14 protein-coding genes are annotated in these 14,274 nt (G+C 72.8%); 5 read left to right on the top strand and 9 right to left on the bottom strand.

Annotated elements, in window-relative coordinates; genetic code table 11:
• Positions 1-66: 66 nt before the first annotated feature.
• Entirely contained in the window at positions 67-1,560 is a 1,494-nt protein-coding gene (locus BLV02_RS01565) for an MFS transporter (RefSeq protein WP_216094464.1), read from the bottom strand.
• A gap of 70 nt (positions 1,561-1,630) precedes the next feature.
• Here BLV02_RS01565 and BLV02_RS01560 point away from each other — a divergent pair, with 70 nt between their 5' ends.
• The 3 genes from BLV02_RS01560 (at position 1,631) to BLV02_RS01550 (ending at position 4,636) form a co-directional block, all read left to right on the top strand.
• Positions 1,631-2,587, top strand: coding sequence for a GlxA family transcriptional regulator (locus BLV02_RS01560; RefSeq protein WP_069113879.1), 957 nt, complete (start codon positions 1,631-1,633; stop codon positions 2,585-2,587).
• A gap of 13 nt (positions 2,588-2,600) precedes the next feature.
• Complete coding sequence (locus BLV02_RS01555; protein WP_069113880.1) at positions 2,601-3,089, top strand: tRNA (cytidine(34)-2'-O)-methyltransferase; 489 nt, start codon at positions 2,601-2,603, stop codon at positions 3,087-3,089.
• Between the two features lie 74 nt (positions 3,090-3,163).
• On the top strand, positions 3,164-4,636 hold the full coding sequence (locus tag BLV02_RS01550) for a pyridoxal phosphate-dependent decarboxylase family protein (RefSeq protein WP_069113881.1): 1,473 nt from the start codon (positions 3,164-3,166) through the stop codon (positions 4,634-4,636).
• On the opposite strand, the gene BLV02_RS38435 is transcribed toward BLV02_RS01550, so the two are convergent.
• The 5 genes from BLV02_RS38435 to rpsO form a co-directional block, all read right to left on the bottom strand.
• Positions 4,551-4,928, bottom strand: coding sequence for a GNAT family N-acetyltransferase (locus BLV02_RS38435; protein ID WP_141711771.1), 378 nt, complete (start codon positions 4,926-4,928; stop codon positions 4,551-4,553). The two genes, BLV02_RS01550 and BLV02_RS38435, sit on opposite strands and share 86 nt — an antisense overlap.
• A 19-nt stretch (positions 4,929-4,947) precedes the next feature.
• Complete coding sequence (gene uppS, locus BLV02_RS01545; protein WP_069113882.1) at positions 4,948-5,724, bottom strand: polyprenyl diphosphate synthase; 777 nt, start codon at positions 5,722-5,724, stop codon at positions 4,948-4,950.
• A complete protein-coding gene (locus BLV02_RS01540; protein WP_216094465.1) occupies positions 5,724-7,043 on the bottom strand; it encodes a M16 family metallopeptidase in 1,320 nt (439 codons plus the stop codon). Before BLV02_RS01540 ends, uppS begins: the two co-directional genes overlap by 1 nt.
• 7 nt (positions 7,044-7,050) lie before the next feature.
• Positions 7,051-9,270 (bottom strand): polyribonucleotide nucleotidyltransferase, encoded by a 2,220-nt coding sequence (locus BLV02_RS01535; RefSeq protein WP_069113884.1) that lies wholly within the window; start codon positions 9,268-9,270, stop codon positions 7,051-7,053.
• A gap of 225 nt (positions 9,271-9,495) precedes the next feature.
• A complete protein-coding gene (rpsO, locus tag BLV02_RS01530) occupies positions 9,496-9,765 on the bottom strand; it encodes a 30S ribosomal protein S15 (RefSeq protein ID WP_069113885.1) in 270 nt (89 codons plus the stop codon).
• A 138-nt stretch (positions 9,766-9,903) separates the two neighbouring features.
• Here rpsO and BLV02_RS01525 point away from each other — a divergent pair, with 138 nt between their 5' ends.
• Positions 9,904-10,701, top strand: a complete 798-nt coding sequence (locus tag BLV02_RS01525) for a class I SAM-dependent methyltransferase (protein WP_216094466.1) — start codon at positions 9,904-9,906, stop codon at positions 10,699-10,701.
• 10 nt (positions 10,702-10,711) lie between these two features.
• Entirely contained in the window at positions 10,712-11,269 is a 558-nt protein-coding gene (locus tag BLV02_RS01520) for a GNAT family N-acetyltransferase (RefSeq protein WP_069113886.1), read from the top strand.
• Here the strand turns inward: BLV02_RS01520 and BLV02_RS01515 are convergent.
• Genes BLV02_RS01515 through BLV02_RS01505 form a run of 3 tightly spaced genes read right to left on the bottom strand, consistent with a single transcriptional unit; the run spans position 11,266 to position 14,266 of the window.
• Positions 11,266-12,204 carry a bifunctional riboflavin kinase/FAD synthetase gene (locus BLV02_RS01515; RefSeq protein ID WP_069113887.1) on the bottom strand — a complete coding sequence of 313 codons (939 nt, stop codon included), beginning with the start codon at positions 12,202-12,204 and terminating at the stop codon, positions 11,266-11,268. The genes BLV02_RS01520 and BLV02_RS01515 overlap by 4 nt on opposite strands.
• Before the next feature lie 38 nt (positions 12,205-12,242).
• On the bottom strand, positions 12,243-13,778 hold the full coding sequence (locus tag BLV02_RS01510; protein WP_083289061.1) for an MFS transporter: 1,536 nt from the start codon (positions 13,776-13,778) through the stop codon (positions 12,243-12,245).
• Between the two features lie 26 nt (positions 13,779-13,804).
• Positions 13,805-14,266, bottom strand: coding sequence for a MarR family winged helix-turn-helix transcriptional regulator (locus BLV02_RS01505; protein ID WP_069113889.1), 462 nt, complete (start codon positions 14,264-14,266; stop codon positions 13,805-13,807).
• Positions 14,267-14,274: the final 8 nt, after the last annotated feature.

Here is a 14,274-nt window from a genome sequence, read left to right as displayed (position 1 = left end):
GGATGGCGAAGGGTCATCGCGGCGCCCGTGAGGCGGCGGGGTGGCGGAAGCGGCGGGACCGCAGGGTCAGGCGGTCGTGGGTATGGGTGGCCGAGGAGCACGACGACGGATGGCGAGGGCCATCGCGGCGGCCATGGCGCACAGGGCTCCGGCGCCGATCCAGGCCAGGTCGTAGCTGCCGTAGGCGTCGCGCGTCAGGCCGGCGCCGAACGCGACCAGCGCAGCGCCGATCTGATGCGACGCCAGGACCCAGCCGAAGACGATCGGGCCGGAGGCGCCGAAGTGCTCACGGCACAACGCGATCGTCGGCGGGACGGTCGCGACCCAGTCGAGGCCGTAGAAGACGATGAAGAACAGCATCGGCGGATGCACCTCGCCGGCCAGCAGCAGCGGCAGCACCATCAGCGACACCCCGCGCAGCGCGTAGTACACGCCGAGCAGCAACCGCGGATCGAACCGGTCCGTCAGCCAGCCGGAGGCGACGGTGCCGATGAGGTCGAAGATGCCGATGACCGCGAGCAATCCCGCCGCCGTCGTGACCGGCATGCCGTGATCGTGCGCGGCGGGGACGAAGTGCGTGCCGACGAGGCCGTTCGTCGACGCGCCGCAGATGGCGAAGGTGCCCGCCAGCAGCCAGAACGCCTTGGTGCGGGCGGCCGTGGTCAGGGCGGTGATCGCCCGGCGGCCCGCTCCTGACGCCGGCGAGGCCGAGGACGGAGCGACGGGCGACGCGGCTGGGGTGAGCGGGGCGGCCGAGGTGGGGGTTGCGGGAGTAGTGAGGTCGGGCGCGGCGGGGGTGAGCGGGGCGGCCGAGGCGCGAGTTGCGGGAGTAGTGGGATCGGGCGCGGCTGGGGTGGCCGAAGCAGACGTGGCGGGGGTGGCCGAGGCAGACGCGGCGCCCACGTCAGAACCCGGCTCAGGCGCGCCGTACGGGAGTAGCCCGACGTCGGAGGGGTGGTCGCGGAGGAGGAACCAGATCAGCGGCACCGCAGCCAGCGCCACTCCGCTGACCAGCAGCGAAGCGGGCCGCCAACCGTGGTCGGACACGAGGACGGCCAGCAGCGGCAGGAAGACGAGCTGCCCGGTGGCGGTCCCGGCGGTGAGGATGCCGGACACCAGCCCACGCCGCGCCACGAACCACCGGTCCGTGACGGTGGCGACGAACGCCAGCGCCATCGAGCCGGTCCCGAGCCCGACCAGCAGACCCCAGCAGAGCACCAGCTGCCAGCTCGCCGTCATGAAGACCGTCAGCCCGCTCCCCACCGACACCAGCGTCAACGCGCAGGCCACGACCCGGCGCATGCCGAACCGCTCCATCAGCGCGGCCGCGAACGGCGACGTCAGGCCGTAGAGCATGATGTTGACGGAGATCGCGAACGAGATGGTGCCGTGCGACCAGCCGAACTCGTCGCGGAACGGCTCGATCATGACGCTCGGCGTCGCCCGGAAGGCGGCCGCCCCGACCAGCGCGACGAACGCGACGAGCGCCACCCACCAGGCACGATGCACGCGGCCGGGGGAACGCCGGGAGGTCGGGCGGGCGGCCACGGTCTGCGTCACCCGACGATCCTGCGGTACGGGAGCCGGCGCCACCAGTGGCCCGGCAGCCACTCTGTGAAAGGATCCGGCCATGACGCATCGCGTGGTGGTGCTGGCCCGGCACGGCGTGATCCCGTTCGAGCTGTCGATCCCGGCCCGCATCTTCGGCGCGGCGAGGACGGCCGACGGACGCGCGCTGTACGACGTGCACACGTGCGGCCTCGAGCCGGGCACCGTCCGCACCGAAGCCGACTTCGACGTCGTCGTGCGGCACGGCCCGGACGCGCTGAGCAGCGCCGACACCGTCGTCGTCCCCGCGTCGTACGAGACGACCAGCATCTCCCGCGAAGGGACGCTGCCGGCGGACCTGAGCGCGGCGTTCGAGACGATCCGGACGAAACGCATCGTCTCGATCTGCACCGGCGCGTTCGCGCTGGCCGCCGCCGGCCTGCTCGACGGGCGGCCGGCGACGACGCACTGGCGCAGCGCCAGCCGGTTCGCCGAGCTGTTCCCGCAGGTCAAGCTCGACCCCGACGTCCTGTTCGTGGACGACGGCGACATCCTGACGTCCGCGGGGGTCGCGGCCGGCATCGACCTGTGCCTGCACATCGTCCGCCGCGACTTCGGCACCGCCGTCGCCAACCGCGCGGCCCGCCGCTGCGTCGTCCCGCCGTGGCGCGACGGCGGCCAGGCCCAGTACGTCGACCAGCCGGTCCCAGAACCCGACGCCGCCACGACGGCCGGCGCCCGCGCCTGGGCGCTGGCGCACCTCGACCAGCCGCTCACCCTCGGCGACCTCGCCGTACGGCAGGCGATGAGCGTCCGCACGTTCACCCGCCGGTTCCGCCAGGAGGCCGGCGTCAGCCCCGGCCAGTGGCTGATCCAGCAGCGCGTCGACCGCGCCCGCCACCTGCTCGAGGACAGCGATCTCGCCGTCGACGAGGTGGCCCGCCGCTGCGGCTTCGGCACGGCCGCCTCCCTGCGCCAGCACCTGCGCGCCAGCCTCGGGGTCTCGCCGTCCGGCTACCGCCGCACGTTCCGGTCGTGAGATCGTCCCTTCCGTGTTCCACGTCGTCTTCTACGAGCCGCGCATCCCGCCGAACACCGGCAACGCCATCCGCATGGTCGCGGCCACCGGCGCCCACCTGCACCTGATCCGCCCGCTGGGCTTCGACCTCGACGACGCCAAGCTGCGCCGGGCCGGCCTCGACTACCACGACCTCGCCGACGTGACGGTGCACGACGACCTCGCCGCGGCCTGGGCGGCCCTCCAGCCGGACCGCGTTTACGCGTTCGCCACCACCGGCACCACCCGGCACAGCGACATCGCCTACCAGGCCGGCGACGTGCTGCTGTTCGGCCCGGAGCCGACCGGCCTGCCGCCCGACGTGCTGCGCGACCCGCGCGTCACCGGCCACGTCCGTATCCCGATGCTGGCCGGACGGCGCTCGCTCAACCTGTCGAACTCGGCCGCGGTCGCCGTCTACGAGGCGTGGCGTCAGCACGACTACGCCGGCGCCTGGGGTTCGCCTCCCGGGTCTCGGCCGTAGCGGTAGGCCATGGACCCGGGAGGCACACCCTCGTCACCCGGCCCGTCACACGCCCCCGGGAGTACGGTCGGCCCATGCAGCGACCAGAGCCCCTCCCCGACCTCGACTGGACCCCGGACCGCGCCGCCGAGTTCGGCCGGACCACGGTGGACCTGTGGACGGAGTACCTGCGGCGACTGCCCGCGATGCCGGTCACGCACCCGCACACGCCGGCCCAGACCCGAGCCGCGGTCCTCGACGGCCGCGACGTGCCCGACAAGCCGCTCGGCGACGACGAGCTCCTCGACCACCTGCGCACCGTCGTGTTCGAGCACGGCGCGCAGACCGGCCACGGCGGCTTCATGGCGTTCATCACCGGCGCAGGCACCGTGCCGGGCGCCCCGGCCGCGCTGCTGGCGGCCGGCATCAACCAGAACCTCGGCGGCTGGCCGCTCGGGCCGGCCGCGACCGAGATCGAGAACCACGTGCTCGCCTGGTTCGCGGCCAGGCTCGGCCTGCCCGAGCAGTCGTCCGGCGCGTTCGTGACGGGCGGCGCGACCGCGAACCTCATGGCGCTGGCGGTCGCCCGCGACGCGCTGGCCGGCTGGGACGTGCGGCGCGAGGGCGTCGCGGCCGGGCCGCCGCTGGCGATCTACGGCTCCGACGACGTGCACGAAACCGTCGACCGCGCCGCCGACCTGCTCGGGCTCGGCACCGCGGCGGTCCGGCGCATCGCGACGGACGACCGGTTCCGGCTGCGTCCCGACGCGGTCGCGGCGGCGATCGAGCGCGACCTCGCCGACGGCGTCCGCCCGCTGGCCGTCGTCGGCACGGCCGGCACGACGGAATTGGGCGCCATCGACCCGCTGGCCGAGCTGGCCGACGTCGCGCAGCAGTACGGCTGCTGGTTCCACGTCGACGCCGCGTACGGCGGGCCGGCGGCGATGGTGGACGAGCTGCGCCCGGCGTTCGCGGGCATCGAGCGGGCCGACTCCCTCACCTGCGACCCGCACAAGTGGCTGAACATGCCGATCTCGGCCAGCCTCGTGCTGTTCCGCGACCCTGCCCGGCACGTCGCCGCGTTCACGCTGCAGCCCGACTACACCAAGCTCGACGCCGAGGTCGAGAGCGACATGATGCTGCGTTACCAGTGGACGCCGCAGTTCACCCGGCCGTTCGACGCGCTGCCGGTGTGGGTGTCGCTGCTCGCTCAGGGCTGGGACGCCAGCGCGCGGCGCATCCGCCACGACGTCGAGCTGGCCGCCTGGCTGCACCACCTGGTCGGCGAGCACGACGAGCTGGAGGCGCTGGCCGACCCGGACCTGTCGATCGTCTGCTTCCGCTACGTCCCGCCGGGCACGCACGACGCCGCCTACCTCGACGACCTCAACGAGCGCATCCTGTACGCCGTCCAGCGGGCCGGCCGGGTGTACCCGTCGAACGCGGTGGTCGCGGGCCGCTACGCGATCCGCGCCTGCCTGATCAGCTACCGCACCGAGGCCGAACACGTCGAGGCGCTGGTCGACGACGTGGTCGCGCACGGCCGGCGGCTGCACGCGGAGGGTTAGCCGGAGCGTTCTGCTCCACGAAGGCGATGACCCAGCGTCCCCCGCCGGACCGCAGCAGCTCGGTGGCGGCCGCCAGGCCGACACCATGACGCCGCAGGGCACGAACGACGAAGAACGCGTGGATGAAGCTCGCCCCGTCGTCGAACGGCCGGACCAGGCAGAAACCCGCCAGCTGACCGTGGGAGTGGATCAGGAAGGCGCGGTGATCGTCGTCGGCGAAGAACCGCGACAGCCGCGGGAACTCGAACAGACCGTCCGGTCCCGGCAGGTCGCCCGTGAACCGCGTGGTCATGCCGCGATGCTCCCGGCCACTACGGGCGGGCCCGCCGCGCGTACGTCCGCAGCGCCCGCAGGAAGTCGACCTGGCGGAAGCCGGGCCAGTAGGCGTCGCAGAAGTACAGCTCGGCCTGGGTCGACTGCCACAGCAGGAAGCCGGACAGCCGCTGCTCGCCGCTGGTGCGGATGACGAGGTCGGGTTCGGGCTGGCCGTGGGTGTACAGGTGCCGGGCGATGTCGTCGGGGGTGAGGCGGTCGGCGAGCTCCGCGACGGACGGGGCCGCCCCGGCCAGCTCGGCCTCGTCGACGTAGGAACGGACGGCGTCGACGATCTCCTGGCGGCCGTCGTAGCCGATCGCGACCGTCAGCGCCGGACCCGTCCGCCCGGCGGTCTCCGCGACGGCCCGCTTCAACGCCAGCCGGGTGGAGTCGGGCAGCAGGTCGAGCCGTCCGGCGACGTGCAGCCGCCACTCGTGCGCGGGGTCGGCCAGCCGCAGCGCGACGACCTCCTCGACCATCCGCATGAGGTGGTCGACCTCGTCGGAGTCGCGTTTGCGCAGGTTGTCGGCCGACGCCACGTACACCGTCACGTGCCCGATGCCGACGCCCGAGCACCAGCCGAGCAGGTGGTCGACGTGCTCGGCGCCGAACCGGTGCCCGATCGACGGGTCGGCGTAGCCGGCCGCGCGGGCCCAGCGCCGGTTGCCGTCCATGACGACGGCGACGTGCCGCGGCAACCGGCCGCCGGCCAGCGACGCCGTCAGCCGCCGCGCGTACCACCGATACAGCAGCTCGCGCGGCGACGACGCCATCAGCCCAGCACAGCCTCGAACCGGCCGGCGGACTCGAACGGCCCGACGACGGCGAGCGTCGGCGAGGCCGGCAACAACGCCCGGGCGAGGTCGGTGACCTGGTCGATCGTGACGGCCTCGACCCGCGCGAGCAGTTGGTCGAGGCTGGGCAGCTCGTCGTAGACCAGCTCGGCCTTGGCCAGCCGGCTCATCCGGGCGCTGGTGTCCTCGAGCCCGAGCACCAGCCCGCCGCGGGCCTGCCCCTTGCCGCGCTCCAGCTCCTCGGTCGTGATGCCGCCGCTGACGACCTCGGCCAGCACGGCGCGGCACAGCTCCAGCACCTGGTCGACCTTCTTCGGCTGGCAGCCGACGTAGACGCCGAGCAGCCCGGCCGCCGCGTGCTGCGCGGCGTACGAGTAGACCGAGTACGCCAGCCCGCGCCGCTCTCGGACCTCCTGGAACAGCCGCGACGACATACCGCCGCCGAGCGCCGCGTTCAGCACGCCGAGCGCGAACCGGCGCTCGTCGTTGCGGGCCAGCCCGGGCACCGCGAGCACGACGTTGGCCTGCTCGGTCGGCCGGTGCAGCAGCGTGACGCCCTGACCGGACGACGGCGCGACCCCACCGGTGCGCGGCGCCGCCGGCTCGTCGTCGCCGTCGAGGAAGCCGGCCGCGCCGAACGCCTTCTCGACCAGCGCGACGACGTCGTCGTGGCGCACGTTCCCGGCCACCGCGACGACCATGTTCCGGGCCAGGTAGTGCTGCCGGTAGTAGTCGTTGACGGTGTCGCGGGCCATGCCGTTGATGCTGTCGACCGTGCCCAGGATGGACCGGCCCAGCGGGCTGTCGCCCCACATGTGCCCGGCCAGGAGGTCGTGCACGGCGTCGGACGGGTCGTCGTCGCGCATGGCGATCTCTTCGAGGACGACCTCGCGCTCGCTCTCGACGTCGGCCGGCGTGATCAGCGACGACGTGACCATGTCGGCCACGACGTCGACCGCCAGCGGCAGGTCGGTGTCGAGCACCCGCGCGTAGTAGCAGGTGAACTCCTTGGCGGTGAACGCGTTGATCTCACCGCCGACGGACTCGATGGCGGCCGAGATGTCCAGCGCGGTGCGCTTCGGCGTCCCCTTGAACAGCAGGTGCTCGAGGTAGTGCGTCGCGCCGGCCTGGGTGGGCAGCTCGTCGACCGAGCCGACCCCCACCCAGACGCCGAAGGCGACCGACCGGACCGTCGGGACGGCCTCGGTGACGATGCGCAGCCCGCCGGGGAGGACGGTACGGCGGACCAGTCCGCCCTCGTCCTCCCCCAGCAGCGTCCGTGTCGACGTGGTGGTCACGCGACCGTCAGGACTCAGTCGCCTCGTCGACGGCCGCGGGAGTCTCCTCCTCGACGATCGGCGTCAGGGCGAGCTTGCCGCGGTCGTCGATCTCGGTGATCTCGACCTGGATCTTCTGCCCGACCGAGACGACGTCGTCGACGTTCTCGACCCGCTTGCCGCCCGCGAGGGCACGCAACTTGGAGATGTGCACCAGGCCGTCCTTGCCCGGCAGCAGCGAGACGAACGCGCCGAAGCTCGTCGTCTTGACGACGGTGCCGAGGTAGCGCTCGCCGACCTCGGGCATCGTCGGGTTGGCGATGGCGTTGATGGCGTTGCGCGCGGCGTCGGCGGACGGGCCGTCGGTGGCGCCGATGAAGATGGTGCCGTCGTCCTCGATGGCGATCTCGGCGCCGGTGTCGTCCTGGATCTGGTTGATCACCTTGCCCTTGGGGCCGATGACCGCGCCGATCTGGTCGACCGGGATCTTGATGGAGATGATCCGCGGCGCGTAGGGGCTCATCTCGTCCGGCACCGCGATGGCCTCGGACATGACGTCGAGGATCGTCAGGCGGGCGTCGCGAGCCTGCTGCAGCGCGGCGGCCAGCACGGACGCCGGGATGCCGTCGAGCTTGGTGTCGAGCTGCAGCGCCGTGACGAACTCGCGCGTGCCGGCGACCTTGAAGTCCATGTCGCCGTAGGCGTCCTCGGCACCGAGGATGTCGGTGAGCGTGACGTAGCGCTGCTCGCCGTCGACCTCACCGGAGATCAGCCCCATGGCGATGCCGGCGACCGGCGCGCGCAGCGGCACACCGGCGTTGAGCAGCGACATCGTGGACGCGCAGACCGAGCCCATGGACGTCGAGCCGTTCGAGCCGAGCGCCTCGGAGACCTGCCGGATGGCGTACGGGAACTCCTCGCGGGCCGGCAGGACCGGCAGCAGCGCCCGCTCGGCGAGCGCGCCGTGGCCGATCTCGCGCCGCTTCGGCGAGCCGACGCGGCCGGTCTCGCCGGTGGAGTACGGCGGGAAGTTGTAGTTGTGCATGTAGCGCTTCGACGTCTCGGGCGAGAGGGTGTCGAGCTTCTGCTCCATGCTGAGCATGTTCAGCGTGCTGACGCCGAGGATCTGCGTCTCGCCGCGCTCGAACAGCGCCGAGCCGTGCGCCCGCGGAATGGGGCCGACCTCGGCCGACAGCGTGCGGATGTCGGTGAGGCCGCGGCCGTCGATGCGGACCTGGTCGCGCAGCACGCGCTCGCGGACGACCGCCTTGGTGACGGACCGGAACGCGGCGCTGACCTGGCCCTCCTGGCCCTCGAACTGCTCGGCCAGACGCTCCTTGACCTCGGCCTTGAGCTCGTCGAGGCGCTGCTCGCGCTCCTGCTTGGCGGCGATCGTGAGCGCCTTGGCCAGCTCGTCGCGCGAGGCGGCCTCGACGGCGGCGTAGACCTCGTCGGTGTAGTCGAGGAAGACCGGGAACTCGGCGGTCTCCTTCGCGGCGACGTCGGCGAGCTGCTTCTGGGCGTTGGCCAGCGCGGTGATGAACGGCTTCGACGCCTCGAGCCCGGCGGCGACGACCTCTTCGGTCGGCGCGGTGCGGCCGGCCTGGACCAGGCCCCACGTCTCGGCCGTCGACTCGGCCTCGACCATCATGATGGCGACGTCGCCGTCGGGCAGCACCCGGCCGGCCACGACCATGTCGAAGACCGCCTCGGACAGCTGCGAGTGGTTCGGGAAGCCGACCCACTGGTCCTCGATCAGCGCGACCCGGACGGCGCCGACGGGGCCGGAGAACGGCAGGCCGGAGAGCTGGGTGGACGCGGACGCGGCGTTGATGGCGACGACGTCGTACAGGTGGTCCGGGTGCAGCGACATGATGGTCATGACGACCTGGACCTCGTTGCGCAGGCCCTTCGCGAACGACGGGCGCAGCGGCCGGTCGGTGAGCCGGCAGGTGAGGATGGCCTCCTCGCTGGGCCGGCCCTCGCGGCGGAAGAACGAGCCGGGGATGCGGCCCGCGGCGTACATGCGCTCCTCGACGTCGACCGTAAGCGGGAAGAAGTCGAGGTGGTCCTTCGGGTTCTTCGACACCGTGGTGGCGGAGAGCAGCATGGTCTCGTCGTCGAGGTAGACGACGGCGGAGCCGGCCGCCTGCTGGGCGAGCTGACCGGTCTCGAAGCGAATGGTGTGGGTGCCGAACCTGCCGTTGTCGATAACGGCTTCGGCGCTGTGAATCTGCGGACCCGACATGGGTCGTCCTCCTGGAGCGTGGCGGGAGGCCGCTCGAATGAGATCTCGTACGCGCCGGTCTTCGATGGAAGCCCGCGGGTCTGTTCCCGAGGGCCACAACCGAGGACCGGCCTGCCGCGTTCAAGACGGCCGCCCTGATCGGTTGGGCGTTGTTCAATTGTGTGCCGGCGGCTGATAGGCCGAGGGAGCGGATCCGGTCTCGGAGTCCGCTCCCACGGCGTCAGCTCATCGGCGCAGGCCGAGCTTCTCGATCAGCGCACGGTAGCGCGCGATGTCGACCCGCTGCAGGTACTTGAGCAGCCGGCGGCGCTGCCCGACCAGCAGCAGCAGCCCGCGGCGGCTGTGGTGGTCGTGCTTGTGCACCTTCAGGTGCTCGGTGAGGTGGTTGATGCGGTGCGTGAGCAGCGCGATCTGCACCTCGGGCGAGCCCGTGTCGCCGTCACCACGAGCGTGGTCGGCGATGATGGCCTGCTTGGTCTTCGTGTCGGTCGGCACGGGACTCCTTGTCGAATCGTTGCGCGGCGCATCCGGGCATGTCCACCGGTGCACTATGAAACCGCGGCCGTTCTGACGGCGGCGCCAAGGATACCAGCGCGGCCCAGCCAGAACCCAATCGGCTCTAGGGTGGTCGGCGTGAACGGCGGGATCTGGGACCGCGCTGCGGCCGGGTACGAGCGTACCGGCGTCGACTTCTTCGCGCCGCTCGGCCGCGAGCTGGTGGCACGGGCCGGGCTGCGGCCGGGTGACCGCGTCCTCGACGTCGGCACCGGGCGCGGCCACGTGCTGCTCCCGGCCGCCGCGGCCGTGGGCGGGACCGGGCGCGTCACCGGCGTCGACCTCTCCCCCGCGATGGTCGAGCTGACGGCCGCCGATCTCGCGGCGCGCGGGCTCGCGCACGCGACGGTCCGGGTCGGCGACGCCGCCGCGCCGGGCCTTGCGCCCGCGAGCGTCGACGCCGTCCTCGCCGGCTTCATGCTGTTCCTGCTGCCGGATCCGGCGGCCGCGCTGCGGTCGTACCGTTCGGCGCTCGTGCCCGGCGGGCGCCTCGCCGCCAGCAGTTACGGTCCGCCCGACCCGCGCGCCGAGGAGGCCCGGCGCCGGCTGCGCCGCAGGGCGGGTCTCGGCGCGGACGTGCCGGACGTGTTCGACGATCCGGCCGCGCTGGCCGCCATGGTCGCGGCGGCCGGCTTCACCGACGTCGTGGTCGATGACGTCGCCGTCGCGGTCCGCTTCCGCGACGCCGGCCAGTGGTGGGACTGGGCGTGGTCGGTGGGGTATCGCGGCGCGCTCGAGCGCATCGCACCGGCGGACCTCCCGGCCGCCCGTGCCGCCGTCGCCGAGGCGCTCGCGCCGGCCCGGCAGGCCGACGGGACGCTGGTGATCACTACGGGTGCCCGGTTCACGACGGCGCTCGCCGCGCGCACTGCCTAGGCTGACGGCCGTGACGGACGAACGGATGCTGCTCCGTGGCGAGCGGCTGGGCCTGGCCCTGACGACGGCCGCGCACGTGGCGGAGTACCACCGCTGGGAGAACGATCCGGCGACCATCCTCGGGTACGGCACCCAGCTGCCGCAGAGCATCGAGACGAGGGCGGCGGGGTACGAGGCGCAGGCGCGCGACGACCGGCGGGCGGGGTTCGAGGTGGTGCGGCTGGACGACAGCGCGCCGGTGGGCCTGACGGTGCTGCGGGTCGACCCCGCGGTGCGGACGGCGGAGTTCGTCATGCTTCTGGCGCCGGAGGCGCGCGGCCACGGACTCGCCGCCGAGGCGACCACCCTCACCCTCGACTGGGGCTTCCACCTGGCGGCGCTGCGGATGGTGTGGCTCAAGGTGCTGGCGCCGAACACGCGCGCGATCCGCGCCTACGAACGCGCCGGCTTCCGGCCGGCCGGACGGCTGCGGCAGGCCGGCTGGTGGCGCGGCGAGCCGTGCGACGAGGTGGTGATGGACGCGGTGCGTGGCGACTTCCCCGGCCCGAGCCGCGTCCCGGGCGCCTAGGCGCTCAGGACGACGCGGGCTTTGGCGGCGTCGTCGTGCATGGTGGCGACGAGGTCGTCGACGGAGTCGAACTTGAGGGTGGGGCGCAGGCGCTCGACGAACTCGAGCAGGATCTCGTCGCCGTAGAGGTCGAGGTCGGTGCGGCCGAGCACGTACGCCTCCACCCGCCGCGAGTCGCCGGCGAACGTCGGGTTCGTCCCGATCGAGATGGCGGCCGGGAGCCGGTCGCCGGACGCACGCGACAGCCAGCCCGCGTACACGCCGTCGGCCGGCACCAGGCCGTCGGCGTCGGACGAGAGGTTCGCCGTCGGGAAGCCCAGCTCGCGCCCCCGCTTGTCGCCCTCGACGACGACGCCGCGCAGGCGGTGCGGCCGCCCCAGGATCTCCGCGGCACCGGCGACGTCGCCGGCCAGCAGCAGCTCGCGCACCCACGTCGACGACCAGCGGCGGGCGCCGTCGGGGGTGCTGACGTCCTCGATCACCTCGACGCTGAACCCGTACTCGGCCCCCAGCGACAGCATGGTCGACAGGTCGCCCGCGTTCTGCCAGCCGAACCGCACGTCGCGGCCGACCACGACGGTGACGGCGCGCAGGCCGTCAACCAGGAAGCGGCGGACGAACTGCTCCGGCGACTGGCGGGCGAACTCCCAGGTGTACGGCTGGACGAGCACGGCGTCGAGGCCCGTGGACGCGAGCAGTTCGAGCTTGTCGCGCACGCCGGTGATCAGCGGCGGCGCGTCCTCGGGCCGGTGCAGCCGGCGCGGGTGGGGGTCGAACGTGACGGCGACGGACTGCGCGCCGGCAGCCGCGGCGTCGGCCACCATGCGGGTCAGGACCTGCCGGTGGCCGAGGTGGACGCCGTCGAAGTTGCCGATGGTGACGACCGACGGGCCGAACCCGGGAGGGACCTGGTCGAGATCGGTCCAGCGGTGCACGCGTGTTCTCCCGGGTTCGAAGTCGTCTGACAACGACATTATGCCCGCGCGCCGGCCCCCTCCAGCTCCTCGAGCTCCGCGTCGCCCACCGTGGTGCGCAGCGTCGTCTCGCGCATGAACAGCACGGCGACGAACGCCACCAGCGCGATCGCCCCGGAGATGAGGAACACCAGCGCCGTCGCGTCGCCGTATGCGTGCTCGACGATGGTGCGCACCGGCCCGGGCAGCCCGCTCAGGTCCAGCGACGTCGACCCGCCGTCCTGGGTGGCGGCGCCCGCGCCCGGGATGCCGGCCAGCCCGTCGGAGACGAGGTCGGTGACGTGCGTCGCCAGAATCGCGCCGAGGACGGAGACGCCGGCCGCGCCGCCGAGCGAGCGGAAGAACGTCACCGTGGACGTGCCGGCGCCGAGGTCGCGGTAGTCGAGGCCGTTCTGCGCGGCCAGCACGAGGTTCTGCATGCTCGACCCGACGCCGACGCCCAGGATGGCCATGTAGACGCCGATCAGCACCAGCGACGTCGAGTGGTCGATGGTGCCCAGCAGCCCGAGCCCGACCACGATCAGCCCCGTCCCCAGGACGAGGAACCTCTTCCACCGCCCGAACCGGGTGACCAGCTGTCCGGTGATGGTCGACGCGAGCAGCAGGCCGACGATCATCGGCAGCGTCAGCAGCCCGGCCGCCGTCGGCGAGTAGCCGCGGGAGATCTGGAAGTACTGGCCGAAGAAGACCGACGAGCCGAACATCGCGATGCCGATGGCGACGCTGGCGATGATCGCGAGGATCATCGTGCGCTGACGCAGCAGCCGCGGCGGCACCACGGGGTCGACGGCGCGCCGCTCGACCAGCACCGCCAGGGCGATCAGCAGCACACCGCCCGCCACGAACGCGGCCGACGCCCACGACATCCAGGCGAAGTCCGACCCGGCCAGCGTGACCCAGATCAGCAGCACGCTGATGCCGCCGGGGATCAGCATGGCGCCGAGGTAGTCGATCCTGGTGTCGGACGAGAGCACCGGCAGCTTCAGCGTCCGCTGCAGCAGCACCAGCGCGGCGACGCCGAACGGGACGCCGACCCAGAAGCACCAGCGCCAGCCGAGGCTGGAGTCGACGAGGAAGCCGCCCAGCAGCGGGCCGCCCACCGTCGCCACCGCCATGACGGCGCCGAAGTACCCCATGTACCGGCCGCGTTCGCGCGGGCTGACGATCGACGCCATGACGATCTGCACGAGCGCCTGCAGCCCGCCGAGGCCGAGGCCCTGCAGGACGCGGAAGCCGATCAGCTGCTCGGTGCTCTGCGAGAACCCGGCGAGCACGGAGCCGATCACGAAGACGGTGATCGACAGCTGCACGAGCAGCTTCTTGTTCATGCGGTCGGACAGTTTGCCCCAGATCGGGGTGGTGGCCGTGGCCGCGAGCAGGGTCGCCGTCACGACCCACGTGTACTGGTCCTGGTTGCCGCCGAGGTCGCCGATGATCCGCGGCAGCGCGTTGGCGACGATCGTCCCGGACAGCATCGCCACGAACATGGCGAGCAGCAACCCGGACATCGCCTCCAGCACCTGTCGATGATTCATCGTCGTCGGCGCAGCAGCCTCTGTCGTCATCGGACGCGTTCCCTTCCCCCGCAGAGCTCGTCGCGGAGATCGCCGTTGAGCTTGGTGAGCAGGTCGACCAACTGCCGGGCCTCGGCCTCGCTCCAGTCCTCGAGCGCGGCGGCGACGATCTCGCCGCTGCGCTCGCGGGCCCGTTGGAGCACCGCGTGGCCGTCGGCGGTGAGGTCGAGGATGCCGGCGCGCGCGTCGTCCGGGTCCGGACGGCGCTCCACCAGCCCCCGCTCCACCAGTTCGGCCGCCTGCCGGCTGGCGACGGACGTGTCCACCTGCAGCTGGTCGGCGAGTGCCGTCAGCCGCATCGGGCCGCCCTTGCTCAGCGCGGCGAGCATGCCGCCCAGGGTCGGACCCACGCCCTCGTAGATCTCGACGTGGCGGTGGGTGAGGAGCTTGCCCAGCCGGACCAGGAGACGTCCCTGGTCGACCAGCTCGCTCCAGACATCGCTGCCCATGGCGCGCG

The organism is Jiangella alba, assembly GCF_900106035.1.
Taxonomy (GTDB): Bacteria; Actinomycetota; Actinomycetes; order Jiangellales; family Jiangellaceae; genus Jiangella; species Jiangella alba.
Note: the sequence above shows the minus strand (reverse complement) of the source record. Positions and strands in the feature narration are given on the sequence as shown.

What these genes read in the sequence shown, in the direction of transcription:
- uppS (WP_069113882.1), bottom strand. Translation starts at nt 5,724, where the DNA reads ATGGCGTCGTCGCCGCGCGAGCTGCTGTATCGGTGGTACGCGCGGCGG.
- BLV02_RS01535 (WP_069113884.1), bottom strand. Translation starts at nt 9,270, where the DNA reads ATGTCGGGTCCGCAGATTCACAGCGCCGAAGCCGTTATCGACAACGGC.
- BLV02_RS01560 (WP_069113879.1), top strand. Translation starts at nt 1,631, where the DNA reads ATGACGCATCGCGTGGTGGTGCTGGCCCGGCACGGCGTGATCCCGTTC.
- BLV02_RS38435 (WP_141711771.1), bottom strand. Translation starts at nt 4,928, where the DNA reads ATGACCACGCGGTTCACGGGCGACCTGCCGGGACCGGACGGTCTGTTC.
- BLV02_RS01550 (WP_069113881.1), top strand. Translation starts at nt 3,164, where the DNA reads ATGCAGCGACCAGAGCCCCTCCCCGACCTCGACTGGACCCCGGACCGC.
- BLV02_RS01505 (WP_069113889.1), bottom strand. Translation starts at nt 14,266, where the DNA reads ATGGGCAGCGATGTCTGGAGCGAGCTGGTCGACCAGGGACGTCTCCTG.
- BLV02_RS01510 (WP_083289061.1), bottom strand. Translation starts at nt 13,778, where the DNA reads ATGAATCATCGACAGGTGCTGGAGGCGATGTCCGGGTTGCTGCTCGCC.